This window comes from Oleiphilus sp. HI0043, from assembly GCF_001634935.1.
This window is the reverse complement of record NZ_LWEY01001511.1, coordinates 23,649-41,987: the sequence shown is the minus strand read 5'-3', so window position 1 is coordinate 41,987 and position 18,339 is coordinate 23,649. Positions and strand designations below refer to the sequence as shown.

Genomic DNA, 18,339 nt, shown 5'->3' with positions numbered 1-18,339 from the left:
TATCTTCCGGATGAGAATAAGGTGATGCTTGGAAAAGCTCGACTCCAAAACAGAGGAGTGACAAAGCAATAAAACTTTTATAGGTAGGATAGAAACAGGCTCTGATTTTTAACTGATTTCATATCAAGGCAACCCGTAAAACTATCGAAAAGTACTTTGAGAAAATTCATCAGCTTTATGAGCAGAAAAAAAGCCATCTCAAGTGAGATAGCTTTAGTTCTGGGTGATTTCCTTAAGTGCTGGCAACAATAGTGTACTTCAGGCTTAGATAGAATTAGGACTTCTTTTGTCTACGAGCAAAGCTTAAGCCTACTAAACCCAAACCAAGAAGCGAAAGCGTAGCAGGTTCTGGAACATCGATTAAAGGTACTGAAACCGAGGTGACTGACGTGACCGTCATTCTGGTGTTTGCTAAGAAATACTGCTGTGGATCTGAAACCTGGTAAAGGTAAGTTTCAGCCGATATCGTTGGGCTACCCGGTCCGGTTCCAAATGGTCCAGTGCCTTCGGCCCACGTACTGATATTTATTTCAGATCCACCTTCCTTTACGTTAATTGTTGACAAACCGAATTCAGTGATTGAAACCCTCGCCTCACGAATACCGCGGTCGTATTCAACCATATTTTCGGTGGCCAGATGATAATCAATACTAGCCTGCCAGTCCGAGTCGTCGTAACTAATCAAATCCGCATAATTAATTCCAAACAAAGTCCATTCAATTGAACAAGCTCCATCAGCATTTCCATCCAGCGCGTTACAATACGTATACGTTGGAGTTCCATCATCATAAAATGTACTCGCCCGAGTCCCTTCGTTATCGAATGTAAAAGACCATGATAATGAATCGCCGACATTAAGCCCGGTCACGTCACTCTGTGCAACCTGAGTAACCCAAGTTTCCGTAACGATGGCTGCATTTGCTGACATCGAACCTAATGCTAAAACCCCTACAGCGGCTAATTTTTTTAACGTAAATTTCATAATAAGCACCTATAAAAAAGAAACTCTTACATCAAAAAAAAATTAAGCAAATTCAATACAAACTTATACTCTACGAAACCTCAATTCATTAGACTCAACTCGAGAGACCGAAGCTATAACAAGAAATACGTATAGAGATATAATGAATTTCACATATTTTGACCTTATAAAATCATGACCATCTTCTACTAAAGGCAAGTGTAAAATACCTTACTACAAGCTGTTATGTTCAGTGAAGGATAATATTTTAAGCCTTTAGTTTACCCCTTAACCTTATAAAGATAGACCATTAAGAGAAATAAGAAAATATTCGATCTGAATCAGCAGTGTTCGACTCAATTCTATATAGCTTCCATCAGAAAACCGCCCCTCTCTTTTGAACATCCTAGATAATGCAAAAGGGCTGATTTGATTTATTGCCAACGTCTTCGGCGGTTTCCTGGTTTTTACAATTATTACTGGAAGAGCGCTAACTAAAGAACATTAAGGTTTATTCTTCTCGTGCCAATTGAACCGTTTACAAAGGAAAACGCTTAAGTAATGCCCTGCAGCGGCTGAAAGACTTGCAGCGATACCTGAAGATATATCGTTTGTCGCCACATAGAATAGACCTCCCGCGATAAGGATGCCTGAAGGATAAGTATCCGCATTTTCTCCAATAACGACTCGGCTAATTTGGTGTACTGCAAATATCATGAGAAATGATATCAATATTATTTCTGCTATAGGGAGTGACTCCATACTTTGGATAACCTTATTTCGAGTTTGGCTTAGTAATGAGAAATTATTAAGCTGGAAAATAACATGTTACAGCGCTATACGTAATCAAAGAATTTTCTATGTTCCTTGCCCGCACTATTAGGGTTTACTTTGTTAGCATGTTTGAACTCTTTCCAGCTATCTACCTGTTTACCCACATTTAGTCTAGGAAATTCACCACAGCCCTCTGTTGAGGTACCTAAGAAACCTAGCAATGTCGCTAAGCTTTTGGGCTTGCTGATATCTATTTTTAGTAGATCTGATCTAGCCGAGAAATAGTCAAACACCTCTTGTTGATGTTGCCTATAGCAGTTTTCTAAATGAGACTCAGCAATCGGGTCTTCTGTATCGAGCAAGGCGAAGGTTTTGTGGAAGCTACGTTTAAGTACGGGGTTAAAGTGACCTGTCTTGAGTTCCAAGTTTGCTTGCATCTTATGAAGCAAGCGCTGAATCGAGGGTAACCAGACATTTAATTCTCGATCTAAGTAAACGAATTTAGAACCGGGAAAGAGCAGGTCTAGCTCTTGATAGTCACAAAAGCATGGCGCATCTGAAACCACATCGGCCAATTCAAATGCACGTTTAGTATAGGCGGTATGCGCTACCTTATAATTATGCGCTAATAGAGCAACACTAATACTCGTCGTACCCGTTCTAGGCAGACCGATTATAAAAAGTTTATTCATTGTCTGTGACCTGAGCTAAGCGCTTTGAAGTAAACATTCGATATTGATTGAGATCAAGCCTACCCCACAATAAGCTAGCTAAGATATATTTTTCTGCTCAAGCCGCGTATATTTGGGCCTTTAACTTAGTCCATGTCTATTCATATTTTTACCGCTACGAGACGCTTATGCCAGATCAAGATAAAATGGGTTTTCTAAGAAGAACATCCAGAATCTCTAGCCTTTTTTGTTTCGTATCTGCAGTGATTTGTGTTCTGATTCTACTGATTTTCTTTGGTGATTTGTCTAAGGTCTATAAAGCGAGTTTTGCTTCCTCATCCTTTTTCTTTTTTACGAGCGGATTCGTATTGAAAGAAATGGCTGACACAAAAGTTGCACGTACTGACCTTCCACGCCCAGCCCCTGGCGCTGAGTAAAGCCTCGGTAGCCTTAGCCGCGAAAATCACAGCGTACCTTTCAGCTCTGGGCTCAAAAATTCGCCCCTTTCTTATTTGATCAGATCAAAATCTCTAACTATTCTTATAGAAACTATTTAATGAGAAAGTAGAGCCAATTGCTCTCTTAAGCTTCCGAGAGACAAGGAGGACATTATGAGTAAATTTATAATCATTGTATCGACGCTAATGATCATCTTTGCAGCCGTTGTTGGACTGGATGGCGACAACTTTACCAAATACTTAGCGATGTCTATGTATGCGCTAGGCGGTTTGGGCTTGTTATCACTACCCTTATTCAAGAAACTATGTGCGCATTATTGTGAAACAGAGCAGTAGAGTAGTGAAAGAGCACCAAGGGGCTCTTTCACTATAAAAATATACTCAGACAATACGCTAAAAAGACAAACGCTCCGATCACTATGCAGTACGCTGACATAATCAAGCGCCATTGTTTGATTACTTCACGCATCCCCATAAAGTGATCGACGACTAGCTGTCCTTTTAATATCAACATAAGAATAGAGCCCAAAACTATCCATGCACCTGTTTGTTCTGAACTACCAATCAAAGAGGCGAGGATCGTAATAAGCGTCAGCACTCCCCATACCAGCGTTACCCTTTTAATGTCATTCATTGATTCTGACTCCTTAATGAATCACATAAACGAGTGGGAATAAAATAATCCAAAGCAAATCCACCATATGCCAGTATGAAGCACCGGTCTCTACACCCGTGTGATCTTCTGAGCTATAGTCTCCGTTTTTCGCCTTCTTCGATACCACAATCAGAATCACCATACCTAAGAGCACATGGGCGAAGTGGAAGAAGGTCAGCAAAAAGTAAAACATGTAGAAGGTATTGGTATGCAAAGAATATCCTGCACCGATGGTCTCGGTATATTCCCACATCTTCACGCCTACATAGACTAAGGCAGCAAGGAGTGCCCAGTTAATCCATCTAGAGCAGACTTTTGACTTGCCTTCTTTAATTGCAATAACAGCCCTGACGACAAAATAGCTACTTGTGATTAAGGCAATCGTATTAATCATGCCTGCTAGCTGGTTAAGGTGTTGATGCCCCTCAGCGAACATCTCCAGGTTGAATACTCGAGCAAAGGCATAGGCGATGAACAAGATAGAAAATACGCCCAGCTCTGCAAGGATAAAAATCCAAATGGCAAAGTCGCCCGGTAGGGACGATGACTTTTCTGGCTCTGAATTTATACAGACTTTAGTCATTAAAGCTCTCTTTACTTAAAGACTAGTTTAAGGAGGTGAGTGAAATGATCACTCCCGGAAATATCACTCCCAAAACAATTAAAGTAGGGATCAAGTAAAAGTACCCCAGCATGACCTTCCTGATTTTCGGGTGTGCATGACGCAAACCAATGAACTCATCGATCACCAACCGCCCTTTTAATGTGACAATAACACAGACAATTACCACTGATATTTGACCGAAGTCCGCTGTTTCAGCAGTCAATACGCTTAGTAAGGTCAAAGCCAGTAAAGCCAGCCAAATTCGCAGTAAGTGCCTTTTGCTTGGTAGAGGTAGAATCATCGCTATCTCATCACATAGATCAGTGGAAAAATAATAATCCAGGCTAAATCAACCATGTGCCAGTAACACGCACCTGCCTCCAAACCCGCATATTGCTTAGCAGAATACGCCCCAAAGTAAGACCTGGTTAGTACCCACAGCAAACCAGCCATCCCAAAAAACACATGCAGCAGATGATTGAAGGTCAGGTAGTAATAAACGCTAAAGTAGAGATTAGTTTCGACTCCAATGCCGTTAAGCTCATTAAATTTATACTCCCAAGCTTTCACTAGGCAGTATCCCACTGCGCACGCTAAGGTTAGCCATATCCAACGTCGGCTCTCTTGCGCTTTATCAAGGCGAATCGCTCTTACTGAACGGGCAATAAAGTAACTACTCGTCAGTAAAATAAAGGTATTTAAAATACCGGCGCTGGTATTAAGACTTAAGGGGCCGGTTTTGAATAGCTCCGGGTTATGAACTTTGGCAACGATATAGAGGATAAAGAACAAGCCAAATTCAAATAACTCTGCAAAGACCAGAACCCATATAGCGATATCACCGGGAACATGTTTCCCTGCACTTACTTCCTGCTCAATGCTCATAGGTTTATTTTCGCTAGTGCCCTAGAAATAGGTCATGACCAAGCGTTCAATGGCAGCCAGAGTTTCGGTCTCGTCGGTTAAAGGTTGAGCCAAGCACGATAAACACGCCTCGCGAGCATCCAACCCTGACTTAATCATCTTCGCAGTATAAATCAGCAGCCTGGTCGAAGCCGCTTCTTCCAAGTCATAGTCTTTTAGGCGACGTAAATCCCCACCCAGGCTAACCAGCTTCTTGGCTGTATCTTTGTCGATATTGGATTCCTGACAGATGATTACCGTTTCCCGTTCTGCCAAGGGGTATTCAAACTCCATCGCAACAAAGCGTTGGCGGGTACTTGGCTTCAGCCCCTTCATTACGTTCTGGTAGCCAGGGTTATAAGAGATCACCAACATAAAGTCAGGATGAGCAATAATTTCTTCGCCCGTACGCTCTACAGGTAAAACGCGACGGTGGTCAGACAATGGGTGAAGCACAACCGTAGTATCTTTCCGTGCTTCAATGACTTCATCTAAATAACAAATACCGCCTTCTCGCACCGCCCTGGTAAGCGGGCCATCCTGCCAATAGGTTCCGTCTTTGCCAATTAAGTGTCGACCTACCAAGTCTGTTGCGCTTAGATCATCATGACAGGCAATCGTGTATAAAGGCCGATCAAGTTTCTTGGCCATGTGCTCAACAAATCGGGTTTTACCACAACCTGTAGGTCCCTTAATCAAAACCGGCAAATTATTGTTGGCGGCGTGCTCGAAGATAACAACTTCATTTCCCTGCGCTAGATAATTCGTTGGCATGTCTTTCTCCATTTAAAAAGCTTGACCCTTGTCGTCTTACGATAGACCTGTAAGGTTCAAGTAAATTTTTGGCAGCAATGCAGGTAAACGCGCAGTATCACTAATCACTGCATAACCATGATCACCAAAAAGGTAAGGTAAATAATCGTTTCCATCTTCATCGATGGTAATACAAAATGGTTGCAAGCCCTGCTGCTTGGCCTCCTGAACCGCCTTACGAGTATCCTCTACTCCGTAACGGCCTTCGTAGTGATCAATATCATTTGGCTTGCCGTCTGAAACAATCAACATGAGGCGCTTTTGAGTTGCTTGTGTTTTTAACACTTCAGTTGATTGACGAATACCTGCGCCCATTCGCGTATAAAATCCCGGCTTGATTTCAAGAATTCGGCCACGTGCGGCATCGCCATAAGGTTCAGAGAAGTTTTTTAACAGGTTATATCGAACTTGTTTGTTCTTGATGGAGGAAAATCCATAGATTGCAAAAGGGTCCCCTGCACTGCTCAAGGCTTCGGCAAACAAGGTGATACTATCTCGAATAATATCTATCACACGCTGATTTGAGTTGATTCCCGAATCAGTCGACATAGATAAATCCGCTAATAACAAGCAGGAAATATCTCGTTGGCTTTCTTTACGGTGCTTATAAAAGTTGTCATTGCCTGTATTAGTATCAGGCTCAACAATAGATTCGATACAGGCATCCAGATCCAGCTCGCTACCTAAAGGCTGACGGCGAAGCCAATGCTGTTGAAATTTCAAAGCGCTGAATCGATGCCTGAGCTGGTTTGCAGTTTTAGTTAAGTGACCAGGAACGCCACTTGGCTCGGCGTCATCCGCTAGCATGGGCTGCAATAAACAAAAGTCTTCAATATAGACAGACTTTCTGTAATCCCATTCACGAAGGCGTATGCCATCACCAATGGCTAAATCATCGTTATGCGGGGCGGGTAAATCCAGGTCGAACTTGATCTTAGCTGCGCCAGCCCGGCGCTTACGAGAAAGCGTAATAATATCCAGATCTTCTGCAACGGAACTGGCATCATCGTCTACATCCTCTTCCTGAGGTCTGTCTAGATCAACATGCTCCGTCCAGCTGAATAAGCTATCGAGCATAAAGATTAATAAGCCATCGGTCTTCTTGGCATCATCGGTGCGCTGAGCATCTTTACGCGGGCCACGAACTTTCTCAGTCTGGGCACCGCTGCTTTCAGCTGGCAGCTCTTCTTCATCTTCTTCAATCGGTGCAACACTAACCCCATGAATCGGTTCTGGGTAGAGCCATAGGCTAATCGGGAAAGGGTCGCCCGGCGCTTTCGGGAGTGTTTCGACGCTCCCTGGGTCTTTTAGTGCTTGATGTATCGCAAGCTCGCGATCAAGTCTTTCACCCTGTAATTTTTCCAAAGGAGGTCGCAAAGGCAAAACCGCGTCGACAAGGCGGAAATACCGCTCTCTTAACCCCGGTTTTGACTTTAGGATCTCTAGCGTCGCTTGCTGGTTATCGGTAAACCAGTGCGTCACTTTCGGTAGTTGAGCGGCCAAGGCCGTCAACCAGAAATATAAATCTTCGTTTAAAGCTTTGTCTTCAAATAAGGCATGTGATGTTGGCAAACGCAGACTACGTTCATCCTGCCATGCCAATTCACTTCGCTTATGCGTCCCCGCCATACGTTGAATCAGTCTACGACGAAATTTCAGCTCGCGTCCCATTGCACCTTCTATCACTTTGCCTGGGCTTCCGCCGAGAGCACGGTAAAAGGGTGCTAACTGAGCACTCAATTCGACTAAATCTACGCGCGCATCTTCAAACTCAGTTGAAGCTTGTCGCGTAACAAATCGATGCCAAAATTCACCAACTAACTCTTCCATCTAACACCTGATTAAACATCATAGATTATGGTTATGGAATAAGGTGCAGCCCTTTTATCTAACTGCACCTAAGTGGGGTTAATATAGTTGGCTAAGCTTATTCCTAAGTTCAGCCAACTTGCACTTCACTTATGAAGCTGCTCTTTGCTCACCCTCAGGGATAACTAGACCTTGCTTATCGCCAACAAAGAAGCTTGCGAAGAACATGCCTACACCTGTAGTGAACATCACACCGAAGAACAAACGTACCCAGAAGACAGGATGAAGTTGTTCTTGAGTTGCCATAAAGCTCAGAGCATTTGCGTCATCTGGTAAACGCTGGAGAATAATCTGCCAGACGCCCGCCACGGTTAAGGCCAAGGTAATACCGCACATTGCGATACACATTGTCCAGAACGACATACGCTCCAATCTCTGTGCTCTTTCACAGTTGCCGTGAGGGCGACCACGCATAATTGGCATTGAATAGGACATTATCGTCATCACAATCATTGAGTAAGCCCCAAAGAATGCTAGATGTCCGTGAGCTGCAGTAATCTGCGAACCGTGTGTAAAATAGTTCACCGGTGCTAGCGTATGAATGAAGCCCCATACACCTGCGCCCAAGAACGCCATTACCGAAGTACCTAAAGCCCAAGTCAATGCTATCTGGTTGCCATGCTCATGACGACGTTCACGAACCATCTTGAATGCGAACACAACCATCATGAAGAAAGGAATTGGTTCAAGCGCTGAGAAGATAGAACCCAGCCACAACCAGTACTCACCCGGGCCGATCCAGAAGTAGTGGTGCCCCATTCCTATCAGGCCGGTAATCAGTGCTAAAGCAATAATCACATACAACCACTTCTCTATTATCTCACGGTCAACGCCAGTCACTTTGATCAAGGTATAAGCCAAAATAGCACCCATGATCAATTCCCAAACACCTTCAACCCATAGGTGAACAACCCACCACCAGAAGAACTTATCAAGAACCAAATTACCTGGGTTATAGAAAGAGAATAAAAAGAACACAGCCAAACCAATCAGACCTGTAATCAATACCATATTGATAACTGTTTTACGGCCCTTAAGGATGGTCATACCTACATTGAAGATGAACCCGAGACAAACGATGACAATACCAATTTTAGTAATCGTCGGTTGTTCAAGGAATTCTCGCCCCATGGTCGGTAAGAGTTCATTAAAAGTAATATCTGCCAAGGTGCTATAAGGCACTAGCAAATAACCTAGAATGGTCGCAACGCCGGCTGCGGCAAACACCCAAAACAGGATTTTGGCAAGCAAGGGGCTATACAGTTCAGTTTGACTCTCTTCTGGGACAAGGTAGTAAGTTGCTCCCATAAAGCCAAATAATAGCCAAACGATGAGCAAGTTCGTGTGCACCATACGTGCAACGTTAAACGGAATAGCACCTGCTAGAAAGTCACCAACGATATATTGAAGACCCATAATGAGCCCGAATACCGCCTGACCTGCGAACAGAACCATGGCGAAAATAAAATAGTTTTTTGCAACACTCTGCGATTCGTATTTCATAGCAACTCCCTAACCTTGCTTATTCGGTGGCCAGTCATTGTCATCAATGCGCGAGGTCCAGATCAGGAATTGAGAAACGTTATGTACGTCCTCTTCTGATAAATGGAACTGAGGCATTTGACGGCGACCTGGAACATTTAATGGCTGAATCGCCATCCAGTTTTGCATGAAGCTTTCAAATACCGCCTCATCACCGGCACCATATCGATCAAATACATTTGCAAGTTCAGGTGCAAAGTAAGCCCCTTCCCCCATCAAACTGTGACAACCGATACAATTGTTCTTTTCCCATATTTCTTTGCCCTTCACGACAGCTTCGGTAATATTTTCCCGATGATCTCGCTCCGGCAATATCCGCATTGTGTCAAAGGTCAGCCCGACAAGCAGCAGGAAGAAGAACACCCCACCACCATAATAAATATTTCGGGCCATTCCTTTGGTAAAGTTATCAGCCATGTTTGCCTCCTGTTTTTATCTCTTGCGCCGCTTTTAGTAACGGCTACCGAGCCTTTGAAAACCCGGTATACCCTTGACGGTCACCCCACTTGTAATGTGAACCCTCCTCCTTGATATGCTTTTCTGACATTCAATTATTGGGACAGAAAAACAAGCTCACGACTTAGCTATTACAAATACCGTACCAGGATATAGATCATTGTTTTTATTGTTATTTTTCTGATAAACCTTCATTATGACAACACTTTAAAGAAGTCTAAATGACACCCGTGAGTTAAAATGACAACAGAGAATTAGAAAGGCTTAAACAAGCCACACAGCTTCAATCGGGTCAGAACCATAGCCTCAACCAACCTGTTGGCTACACCCTCTCCGGCTCGTTGGCAGGCTAGTACTAGACAAAAATAGAGAGGGGGGTGTAACCCTATAAGCAAAGCTAGGGGGTTACAGGTTGTGAACAGCAAACGGAAAAGAATCAGACTAGCTTTCTAGCAAAGACTCCCGCGCCCCAAACGCCGCCAAGAAAGGCGAATGCGACGCCGAAGAACACCATGATCAATGCCCGAGTATTAAGCACACTAAGGTCGCCAACACTAAGCATTGATAACATGGCGACGATAAACCCTACCGTTACGGCATTCAGCACGGGCGCACCGCTCTCCGTTAAGGATGTAATAAAACCACCCAAAAAGAAGCTTAGCGCATATGAGCATATGCTGAGAAAGAACCACATCAGGTCTTTGTGTTCACCAATTAATGTGGAGTTTGAAGCAGCTTGACCGATATAAGAGGCAATTAATACATAGGCGAGCTGAGCACTTAGCAGGATCACAATGGTTGCAATACTGCCTAATATTAAAGATCTGAATCTCATGCCCATCGCCCTTTAAAGTATCATGTTAATGACTCGTGCCACGGGAGTAAGTGGTTTTATTAAAGACATTATACTTCCCCGAAGGCTTCGTCATCGGCAAGCGTTTCACTTCCTCAAGCGTTTGCGCATCATAGACAATCAACGCACCGTCCATATCCCAAATACTCATCAGGGCATAGCGACCATCTTTGGTGAATTCAATATGAGCCGCCGTCTTGCCGGGAATAGGCTGCAGTGTTTTAACAATCTCCAATGTCGATTTATCGATAACGTGCATAAGGTCTTTGTTTGGTCCAAAGAAAACATCGACCCAGGCATAAGGTGTCTTCTCATGGCTACGCATAAAAAAGCCTGGCCCTTTTGTTTCGATATGCTTAATTGTCTGCCAGTTATCCATATCGATAATGCTGACCTTTCCGTCCTTTAGGTTCGGCGTTGCCATCACTTCTTTGCCTTGATAATCCCAAGTAATCCCTGACCCCAAGTGCGGCATACCCGGGACATCTAGCTCACCAATTTCTTTGCGGGCATCTAGCGAGACGATAATCCCCTCGCCTTCACGTGAGGCACCGAAGAGTAAGCTATAGTCCTGGTTAAAAAAGAAGTCATCTAGATAGGCTGACACTTTGGCCTTTCGAATCGGGAAAGGTTCAGGTGTAACAACGTCCCCCGCTTCTTTGTGATAGCTATGCTCCCAACCAACGAAACCGGCAGGAGGTTTGTCTTCATAGTTTATTTCCCAAACCTCTTTTATATCTTTTAAGGCAGCAATAAAGCTATTTCTTGGCGGTGCATTGTAGACAGCACTGACGCGCGACGTATTACCATCCTTATCCTTAACATCAATCACCTTAATGGGAGACAGATCTTTGGTATCCAGGATCACCAAGTTATTCGGAAGGTAATTCGCCGCCATGGCATAGCGGCCGTCACTCGATACAGCGAGGTTACGTGTATTAATCCCCACCCTGACTTCAGAAACAATCTTTAGATTATAGATATCAAACTTGCTCACCCAGCCATCACGTGAAGCAAAGTAAACAAAGCGACCATCAGGTGAATACTTTGGCCCACCATGTAAGGCAAAGTGGGTTTTAAAACGATGGATAGGCTCAAATGTATCACCATTCAAAACCGTTGCATGATGATCACCTAGCTCAACGACAATGAACAAGTTCATCATATCGGCTTCAAAAACCGGCTTTTCACCTAAGTCGCCAGGCTTGAAAAAGACTTTTTGAGACTGATTAATATCACTCAAATCCCACTTCGGCATCTCTTTCAAAGGCGTATAGATCAGATCACCCAAAGCTTCGATTTCCGCGTCATTAAGCGTACTCATAAATGCTGGCATTTGCGTCGCTACGCGGCCATTTTTAATGACATCTAGCGCTTTATTTTTTCTCAAGCGCTTGAGGTTCCCAGGAAGTAAAGCCGGGCCCATTGCACCCAAACGATTCTCACCATGACAGGCCTGACAATGAGTTTGGTATCGCTCCTGCCCCATTCTGCTATTGATATTTACTTCGGGCTCAGACGCGAGCTCCGGTGAGCCTGCAATAGCAAACGAGGAAAATAGACTTAAGAGAAATAACAGCTGTCTCACAATCAACCTACCTTAGTCATCATCTGTTCATGCCTGGTGGCTTCATCAAGCAAAGTAGCCTGATCAAAACCTTCGGTATCCAAAGCATTTACCACTCGGCCAATAACAATCAGTGTTGGCGGCTTGATTTGGTTCGCTAGAACAAATTCTGGCAAATCTGAAATATTGGTTCGATAGGTTCGATGATTCTCTGTGGTGCCGTTACTGATTAGGGCAACCGGCATGTCTTCGGCCAAGCCGTTATTAATTAACTCTCTAGACAGTATTGGTGATGTTTTAATACCCATGTAAATCACAACAGTGTGATCTTCACGTGCCAAAGCCTGCCAAGGTAAATCCAGCGTATCATCCTGAAGATGGCCCGTGATAAAAGTGCAACCATGAACAAAATCCCGGTGAGTTAATGGAATGCCGGAATAAGTCGTACAACCTGAAGCAGCGGTAACACCTGGGACGACTCGGCAAGCAACCCCCGCATCCAACAGTTCCTGAACCTCTTCACCACCACGACCAAAGATAAAAGGGTCACCGCCTTTAAGACGAGCAACCTTCTTGCCGCTCATCGCTTTTTCGACAATCAACTGGTTTATTTGCTCTTGGGGCAAAGCATGGTCGGCACTTTTCTTACCCACATAAATACACTCTGCCCTGGGCGACACTAATTCCATCACTTCAGCACTGACCAAGCGGTCATAAATAACACAGTCAGCCTGCTTGATTAAGCGATGAGCCCTTATGGTTAACAGTTCAGGATCACCCGGTCCGGCGCCGATCAGAGCAACTTCTCCGGGTAGAAAAGGTCGTCTATTTTCAGAACCTTTAGCAAACAATTCTTGTGGGCGTTTTAGGCCAGCATTGGAAAAATTATCTTGATTCATAAGCCTCTCCTAAACAGCCTGAGGTGTAGCGTTTGTACTTTCAAGCAAGTGCGTATTAACTGCCTCGGCACCATCAATATCGTCTTCTGACAAACCAATTTCCTGATTATCCAGATAGCAGCCCGGGTCCTCTCCCCAATATTCACCATCACTACTGAAAGCTCGCACCCTAGTATTACCACCACATATCGCAAAGTAATCACATTTGGCACAACGTCCCTCAATAGGACGTGGACTCATGCGTAGCCCCAGCATTAATTCATCGTCGGTATTTTGCCAAATATCTGAAAACGGGCGTTCTTTGACATTACCCAGGTGATGACTCCACCAGAAAGTATCGGGGTGAACATTTCCCAAGTTGTCGATATTGGAAATATTAATTCCTGAAGAATTACCCCCCCAGCGTTCAAGGTGCTCTCTTAACAGTGGCGCACGTTCTGGAAAACGCTTTTCAGCCCACTGAAGTAGGTAAACACCGTCAGCGTCATTGTTCCCGGTAACATATTCAGTCACCTTGCCAGAAACAACATCATTCCAGGCTCGGTCAAATAGCAGATCCATAGCTTCACGCGTTGTCTGAAAATAGGCATCACGCTTACTGTTGCGCTTACCACGGCCGGAATAGTTAAGGTGGGATAAGTAAAACTTCTCTACGCCATGCTCGTCCATTATATCGAGCAGCGCAGTTAAATCGTCACTGTTTTGTTCCGTCAGTGTAAAGCGCCAGCCAGCTTTAATACCGTTCTCTCGACAGAGTTTAATTCCGTTTAAGGCCGCATCAAAACCACCCTGCATCTGGCGAAATTCATCATTATTTTCACGCAAGCCGTCGATGCTGACACCGACATAATTAAAACCAACTTCAGCTATTTTCTTAATGTTGTCTTCGTCGATTAGGGTACCGTTGCTCGACAAGCCAACATAAAAGCCCATGCTTTTCGCTCTTTTTCCAATTTCAAAGATATCATCCCGAAGCAAAGGCTCCCCGCCCGAAAGAATCAAGACGGGTACACCGTAAGCCTTTAAATCATCCATCAAGGTAAAGACTTCTTCGGTGCTTAGTTCGCCTGGAAAGTGAGTATCTGCCGAAATGGAATAGCAATGCCTGCAGGTTAGGTTACAACGCCGAATCAGGTTCCAGATAACGACGGGTCCTGGCGGCTTTCGCAATGGCCCTAATGGCGTTTGATCGTGCAGAATTTTCATGTACTGGCTAATTCTAAACATGGCACTCCGCCTTATTCTATTGGTCTCTGTTCAGGTCTTTTTAGCGCTAGGTGGCGCTTCTCTCTGACCGATTCGTAGACCGGTCTTTTTTAATATTTTGGTACTGTAGAGCGCATCGCTCGCTCGTAAGTCATCACCCAATAGCTGATTGATCTGCTCTATATATTTCGCAACTTCTTGTTTAGTTTTACCATGAACCATGGCAAAGAGGTTATACCTCCATAGCGGTAAGTGGCGGGGCCTGTGATAACAGTGACTAACAAAGGATAAATCGCCCAAAGCTTGTCCTAATTCACTCACCTTTTCGTCGGGCACATCCCACACAGTCATACCGTTTACTTTAAAGCCCAGTTTGTAGTGATTGGGTACTGCAGCGATTCTTCGAATAATCCCTTCATCTAACATACGTTGCAGACGCGCCATCACCTCATCGGCAGATATATTCAACATCAAACCCAGCACATGATAAGGTCGTGGGGCAAGAGGCAAACCCTCCTGAGTCAAGACGATCAACTCGCGATCTATACTCGATAGTGAGTAGTTTTCTTCCTCCTCCATAGGTAAGTCCTCCGCTTGAGGGCGATAAAAATCATTCGAGGTCGAGATAGAATCCAACATAGAACTCCTCCTTCTTCGGCATGTCGTAGACCTTAAATCCTGTCTGACGTTCAATTTCTTCGATCACTCGCCCTTTACCTTCCTGTTCCTCAGTTGCAATCACAAACCACATATTCAATTCGTGAGTCCGTTTGTAGTTGTGAGCAATCTCGGGAAAGCCATTGACGATTTCAGCTACTTCATCAAAGCGCTCTTCCGGTATCGCCATACCCGCAAGTGACAGTGCACCACCCAACTGCTCTGCATGGTACATTGGGCCAAAGCGCGTTAGCGTTTTATCGGCACGCATCTTCTCAACTCGGTCGATCAACTCTGATTCTTTTATGTCCAGCTCTTTTGCAACTTCGGCAAAAGGGTATTCACAAATAGGAAAACCATACTGGAGACGGTTTATGATCTTCAAATCCATGGCATTCATGAATGATTCCCCGCAAGTGATAAGGGTGCAACAAGCGAAGCCAGGTTCGCAGCGGGTGAGGCTATTTCAATTTTATGCTGCCTTTGCGAGCGCGTATAAACTCCACCCTTTTGCTTATATTGCTGCGTACTAAATAGAATGTTTTTCTCAGTATTTTTAAGCTCGGCCAGCCCTACCAGTTTTTCAATATGTTCTGCAACCAGATTCCGGTCCCGACTGTGAATCATGCAGTAGAGATTATAGGGCCACTCAGGTAACTGTCTTCGACGCTTATAACACAAGCTCACCAAACCGGATTCTTTAAAAATCTTACCAATCCTGTCAGTTTGATCTTCTGGAATATTCCAGACCACCATGGCATTTTCTTTAAAACCAAGTTTGTGATGATTGGTAATCAACCCTATACGCTTAATCAGGCCGCTTTGTACCCAGTAATTGAGCGTATCTATCACCTGCAACTCGGTAACAGCTGAACACTCTTCACCTTGATATTGGCTTAGCGTCTGTGACAGGCGCTCAAAAGGCTTCCGGGTTAAAGGAAAACCATCTTGTATTAGCTCTCGAAGTCGCTGTTGCAAGTAATCAGAAAGGACATCACCGCTCTCAATGAGTCTAATTTTTTCGCCAGACTCACGGTTATTCGTGTTATGAAGGTGCTGAGTGAAGGGGCGATCCGTTTTTCTATCACCCACATGAAACCCCAAGTCGATATGATAAGCCTTTTCCATTGGCAAGCGTAGGATTGGAAAGCCAATCGTCTTTTCCATATCATCCAGTATCAAGTCCAGAAATTTGGGAGTCGGTGTCGTAACAACGAACCACAGATTATAACTATGCTCTCGTCCGTAGTTATGATTCACCTCTTCATATTCGTTAATCTGGGCAGCTACTTTTTCTGTCAGCTCAGATGGAACGCTCACAGCCGCCAAGAGACTAGCCCCGGCTCGCTTATGGTCAAATACCGGCCCTATGCGCGTCAGCATACCGCTATCTTTAAGTGCCAAGAGTTTGGTCAATACATCTGGTTCGGAGCAATTCAACTGCTCTGCCATGTCGGCAAAGGGCCGTGAAGTGATAGGAAAGTTACGTTGATAGGAATCTAATAAACTACTGCTCAAGTCATCCAGAACGACTCTTTCGGGTTCAATACCTGTATTGCTAGGAGCTTGTATATTCATCACATCACCTTTCTTTCTCACTGTTCTTGTTTTTGGAGCGACCGGAGCTTTATAAGCCCAAACGATGCGCCCGAGAGGTAAAGAAAATCCCACTAGGACTTGTCGCCTCAAACTGATTTATTAAATCCAAGGTTTCGGTGTCATAGATATTCACCAAGTTTAAATCTCTGACAGAAGCCCACACATGCTCACCACGTGAAGTAAACTCCATATGAAGCACACCCTTTCCAGGTTTTAGTGTTTTAAATAATGAGCGGCTTTCAGCATCTATTACTTGGAGCGTGTCATTATTTGGATAGGCAAAGTTCACCCAAATTTGGCGACCATCCGGTCTAGCCATGACAAACACTGGCTGACCATGCACATCGATTTTGTCTACTTGCTGCCAAGTGTTCATATCCACCACCAATACTTGGTGCTGCCCAACGGCAGGAACAAATGCATAGTTGCCTGCAACAGCCCAACCTTCCAGGTGAGGCATCTTGTAGACGGGTAGCTTCTGCTCTCCCCGGCCGTAATTTGGCAATATTTTTTCTGGCGGGTTTTCAAGGTGCCATAAGTCAAGTTTCGACATACCATCTTCACCAAACAAGCCTGCGATGTAGTAACGGCCATCGGGTGAGATCAGTGCGTCATAAGGTTGTAAGCCAGTATCTCGGTACTTGGTAAGTTGGGGTTTAGAGCTGTCTTCCCCTGAAAAGTCTGCCACCCATATTTCATGCGTATCGAAGAGACTGAAAACAAATTTCTTTCCGGGTGCATCCACCAAACCAACAACTTTAGAGCGTTTGCTTTTACCGCTTCTTGGGTCAATGAATTCTGTCGCAGGAATATCCACCACCAACTCAAGCGTTTCGCTATCGAAGACCTTTACGCCACCAGGCGTGTAGTTGGAAACAGCTACTAAAGATCCATCCTGACTAATGGCACCGCCAATACTATTACCGCTTTGAATCACTCGCTTACTGATCTCTTCAGTCAAGATATCGATCTTGCTTAAGCCACCATCGCGACCAAATACATAGGCGTACCGTTCGTCACGAGAAAAAACAACGGAAGCGTGCGAAAGGTCTCCCAATTGATCTATGCTGCCGACGGGCTTCTTGTCACTGGTATCGATGATCTTTACGCTTCCAGTAGCACGTTCAATAATGACGCCCATGTCACCTGTTGCCCTGGGCTCCGTCTGGGTATGCAAACAAGTACACGCCCCCAAACTAATACTTAGTAAGGCCACTGCAAGGCTTTTAATTCGCATCTATCATTTCTCCCGACTTCAAAGCTTTAGCAATCCAGTTAGCATCCGCCTCAGACAAAATAGCTTTCCATGGGGGCATTGGCGTTCCAGGGCGACCATGTAGGATGACAGCCATTAAGTCTTCAACCGAATATGCCTTGATATTTTCCGGCAACAAAGCCGGGCCTAAACCACCTTTAAACAGCATCCCATGACATGATCCACAGTCTTGTTTCACTAAATAGTCCAGTTCCAGTGCACGCTCTTCAGAAACTTTCAGCTCAGCTTTTTTAACAATAACCTTGCCCCTCATCTGTGGATGAGGTCCGCAGCGATAGTCAAAGACACCAGCGCGATCAAATAAGCGTTCAACGCTTTCTTCGGGCCAGAAGTATTCACCTTCAGGCTCTCCCAAACCTTCAAACCATACGCTGTGATACTGCCTCTTCTCGACATTCAGCCAACGCACCGTATCGCCAATATTGACTGTTACAACTTCCGGTATGAAACGCATCTTGTGTGTCTTTACTTCAACAAGTTCTGCAGATGAGACGCCCGCCAGCAACAAGTTCGCGAATAGCACTATTGCCAATCCCTTACCTGTTTTTTTGACTGATCTCATCCACATAACGCTCA

22 protein-coding genes are annotated in these 18,339 nt (G+C 44.5%); 2 read left to right on the top strand and 20 right to left on the bottom strand.

Translation table 11 applies throughout. The features are described from left to right. Positions 1-274: 274 nt before the first annotated feature. The 3 genes from A3729_RS22015 to A3729_RS22005 form a co-directional block, all read right to left on the bottom strand. On the bottom strand, positions 275-982 hold the full coding sequence (locus tag A3729_RS22015) for a PEP-CTERM sorting domain-containing protein (protein WP_068514332.1): 708 nt from the start codon (positions 980-982) through the stop codon (positions 275-277). A gap of 483 nt (positions 983-1,465) precedes the next feature. After that, positions 1,466-1,723, bottom strand: coding sequence for a hypothetical protein (locus A3729_RS22010; RefSeq protein ID WP_068514329.1), 258 nt, complete (start codon positions 1,721-1,723; stop codon positions 1,466-1,468). A gap of 74 nt (positions 1,724-1,797) precedes the next feature. Then, a complete protein-coding gene (locus A3729_RS22005) occupies positions 1,798-2,427 on the bottom strand; it encodes a sulfotransferase (protein ID WP_068514327.1) in 630 nt (209 codons plus the stop codon). 167 nt (positions 2,428-2,594) lie between these two features. On the opposite strand from A3729_RS22005, the gene A3729_RS22000 reads away from it, so the two are divergent. Together A3729_RS22000 and A3729_RS21995 are read left to right on the top strand one after the other, a co-directional pair. Next, positions 2,595-2,843 (top strand): hypothetical protein, encoded by a 249-nt coding sequence (locus A3729_RS22000; RefSeq protein ID WP_068509369.1) that lies wholly within the window; start codon positions 2,595-2,597, stop codon positions 2,841-2,843. Positions 2,844-3,017: 174 nt separating this feature from the next. Continuing rightward, positions 3,018-3,200, top strand: a complete 183-nt coding sequence (locus A3729_RS21995) for a hypothetical protein (protein ID WP_068634278.1) — start codon at positions 3,018-3,020, stop codon at positions 3,198-3,200. 31 nt (positions 3,201-3,231) lie between these two features. On the opposite strand, the gene A3729_RS21990 is transcribed toward A3729_RS21995, so the two are convergent. The 17 genes from A3729_RS21990 to A3729_RS31815 form a co-directional block, all read right to left on the bottom strand. After that, complete coding sequence (locus A3729_RS21990; RefSeq protein ID WP_068634277.1) at positions 3,232-3,498, bottom strand: cytochrome C oxidase subunit IV family protein; 267 nt, start codon at positions 3,496-3,498, stop codon at positions 3,232-3,234. A gap of 13 nt (positions 3,499-3,511) precedes the next feature. After that, positions 3,512-4,102, bottom strand: a complete 591-nt coding sequence (locus A3729_RS21985) for a cytochrome c oxidase subunit 3 family protein (protein WP_068634276.1) — start codon at positions 4,100-4,102, stop codon at positions 3,512-3,514. Between the two features lie 22 nt (positions 4,103-4,124). Beyond that, the gene (locus tag A3729_RS21980; RefSeq protein ID WP_068514314.1) at positions 4,125-4,424 is read right to left on the bottom strand and encodes a cytochrome C oxidase subunit IV family protein; all 300 of its coding nucleotides are present in this window, start codon (positions 4,422-4,424) and stop codon (positions 4,125-4,127) included. A gap of 2 nt (positions 4,425-4,426) precedes the next feature. Continuing rightward, a complete protein-coding gene (locus A3729_RS21975; protein WP_068514311.1) occupies positions 4,427-5,008 on the bottom strand; it encodes a cytochrome c oxidase subunit 3 family protein in 582 nt (193 codons plus the stop codon). A gap of 21 nt (positions 5,009-5,029) precedes the next feature. After that, positions 5,030-5,800, bottom strand: a complete 771-nt coding sequence (locus A3729_RS21970) for a CbbQ/NirQ/NorQ/GpvN family protein (protein WP_231872123.1) — start codon at positions 5,798-5,800, stop codon at positions 5,030-5,032. A gap of 36 nt (positions 5,801-5,836) precedes the next feature. After that, a complete protein-coding gene (locus A3729_RS21965; protein ID WP_068514308.1) occupies positions 5,837-7,669 on the bottom strand; it encodes a nitric oxide reductase activation protein NorD in 1,833 nt (610 codons plus the stop codon). 129 nt (positions 7,670-7,798) lie between these two features. Beyond that, the gene (locus A3729_RS21960) at positions 7,799-9,211 is read right to left on the bottom strand and encodes a cbb3-type cytochrome c oxidase subunit I (RefSeq protein ID WP_068514304.1); all 1,413 of its coding nucleotides are present in this window, start codon (positions 9,209-9,211) and stop codon (positions 7,799-7,801) included. A 9-nt stretch (positions 9,212-9,220) separates the two neighbouring features. Then, positions 9,221-9,667 carry a cytochrome c gene (locus A3729_RS21955; RefSeq protein WP_068506849.1) on the bottom strand — a complete coding sequence of 149 codons (447 nt, stop codon included), beginning with the start codon at positions 9,665-9,667 and terminating at the stop codon, positions 9,221-9,223. A gap of 475 nt (positions 9,668-10,142) precedes the next feature. Then, the gene (locus A3729_RS21950) at positions 10,143-10,541 is read right to left on the bottom strand and encodes a hypothetical protein (protein ID WP_068634274.1); all 399 of its coding nucleotides are present in this window, start codon (positions 10,539-10,541) and stop codon (positions 10,143-10,145) included. A 25-nt stretch (positions 10,542-10,566) separates the two neighbouring features. Further along, complete coding sequence (locus A3729_RS21945) at positions 10,567-12,147, bottom strand: cytochrome D1 domain-containing protein (protein ID WP_231872122.1); 1,581 nt, start codon at positions 12,145-12,147, stop codon at positions 10,567-10,569. Positions 12,148-12,149: 2 nt separating this feature from the next. Further along, entirely contained in the window at positions 12,150-13,025 is an 876-nt protein-coding gene (cobA, locus tag A3729_RS21940) for a uroporphyrinogen-III C-methyltransferase (RefSeq protein ID WP_068634273.1), read from the bottom strand. Between the two features lie 9 nt (positions 13,026-13,034). Next, a complete protein-coding gene (gene nirJ, locus A3729_RS21935) occupies positions 13,035-14,252 on the bottom strand; it encodes a heme d1 biosynthesis radical SAM protein NirJ (RefSeq protein ID WP_068634272.1) in 1,218 nt (405 codons plus the stop codon). A gap of 30 nt (positions 14,253-14,282) precedes the next feature. Further along, a complete protein-coding gene (locus A3729_RS21930; RefSeq protein ID WP_231872121.1) occupies positions 14,283-14,870 on the bottom strand; it encodes an Lrp/AsnC family transcriptional regulator in 588 nt (195 codons plus the stop codon). After that, positions 14,842-15,288 (bottom strand): Lrp/AsnC family transcriptional regulator, encoded by a 447-nt coding sequence (locus A3729_RS21925; RefSeq protein WP_068508088.1) that lies wholly within the window; start codon positions 15,286-15,288, stop codon positions 14,842-14,844. The genes A3729_RS21930 and A3729_RS21925 overlap by 29 nt, the downstream gene beginning before the upstream one ends. Beyond that, entirely contained in the window at positions 15,285-16,466 is a 1,182-nt protein-coding gene (locus A3729_RS21920; RefSeq protein WP_068634271.1) for an Lrp/AsnC family transcriptional regulator, read from the bottom strand. The genes A3729_RS21925 and A3729_RS21920 overlap by 4 nt, the downstream gene beginning before the upstream one ends. Before the next feature lie 49 nt (positions 16,467-16,515). Next, on the bottom strand, positions 16,516-17,724 hold the full coding sequence (locus A3729_RS21915) for a cytochrome D1 domain-containing protein (protein WP_068514293.1): 1,209 nt from the start codon (positions 17,722-17,724) through the stop codon (positions 16,516-16,518). After that, on the bottom strand, positions 17,714-18,325 hold the full coding sequence (locus tag A3729_RS31815; RefSeq protein ID WP_197469971.1) for a c-type cytochrome: 612 nt from the start codon (positions 18,323-18,325) through the stop codon (positions 17,714-17,716). The genes A3729_RS21915 and A3729_RS31815 overlap by 11 nt, the downstream gene beginning before the upstream one ends. Positions 18,326-18,339 lie beyond the last annotated feature (14 nt).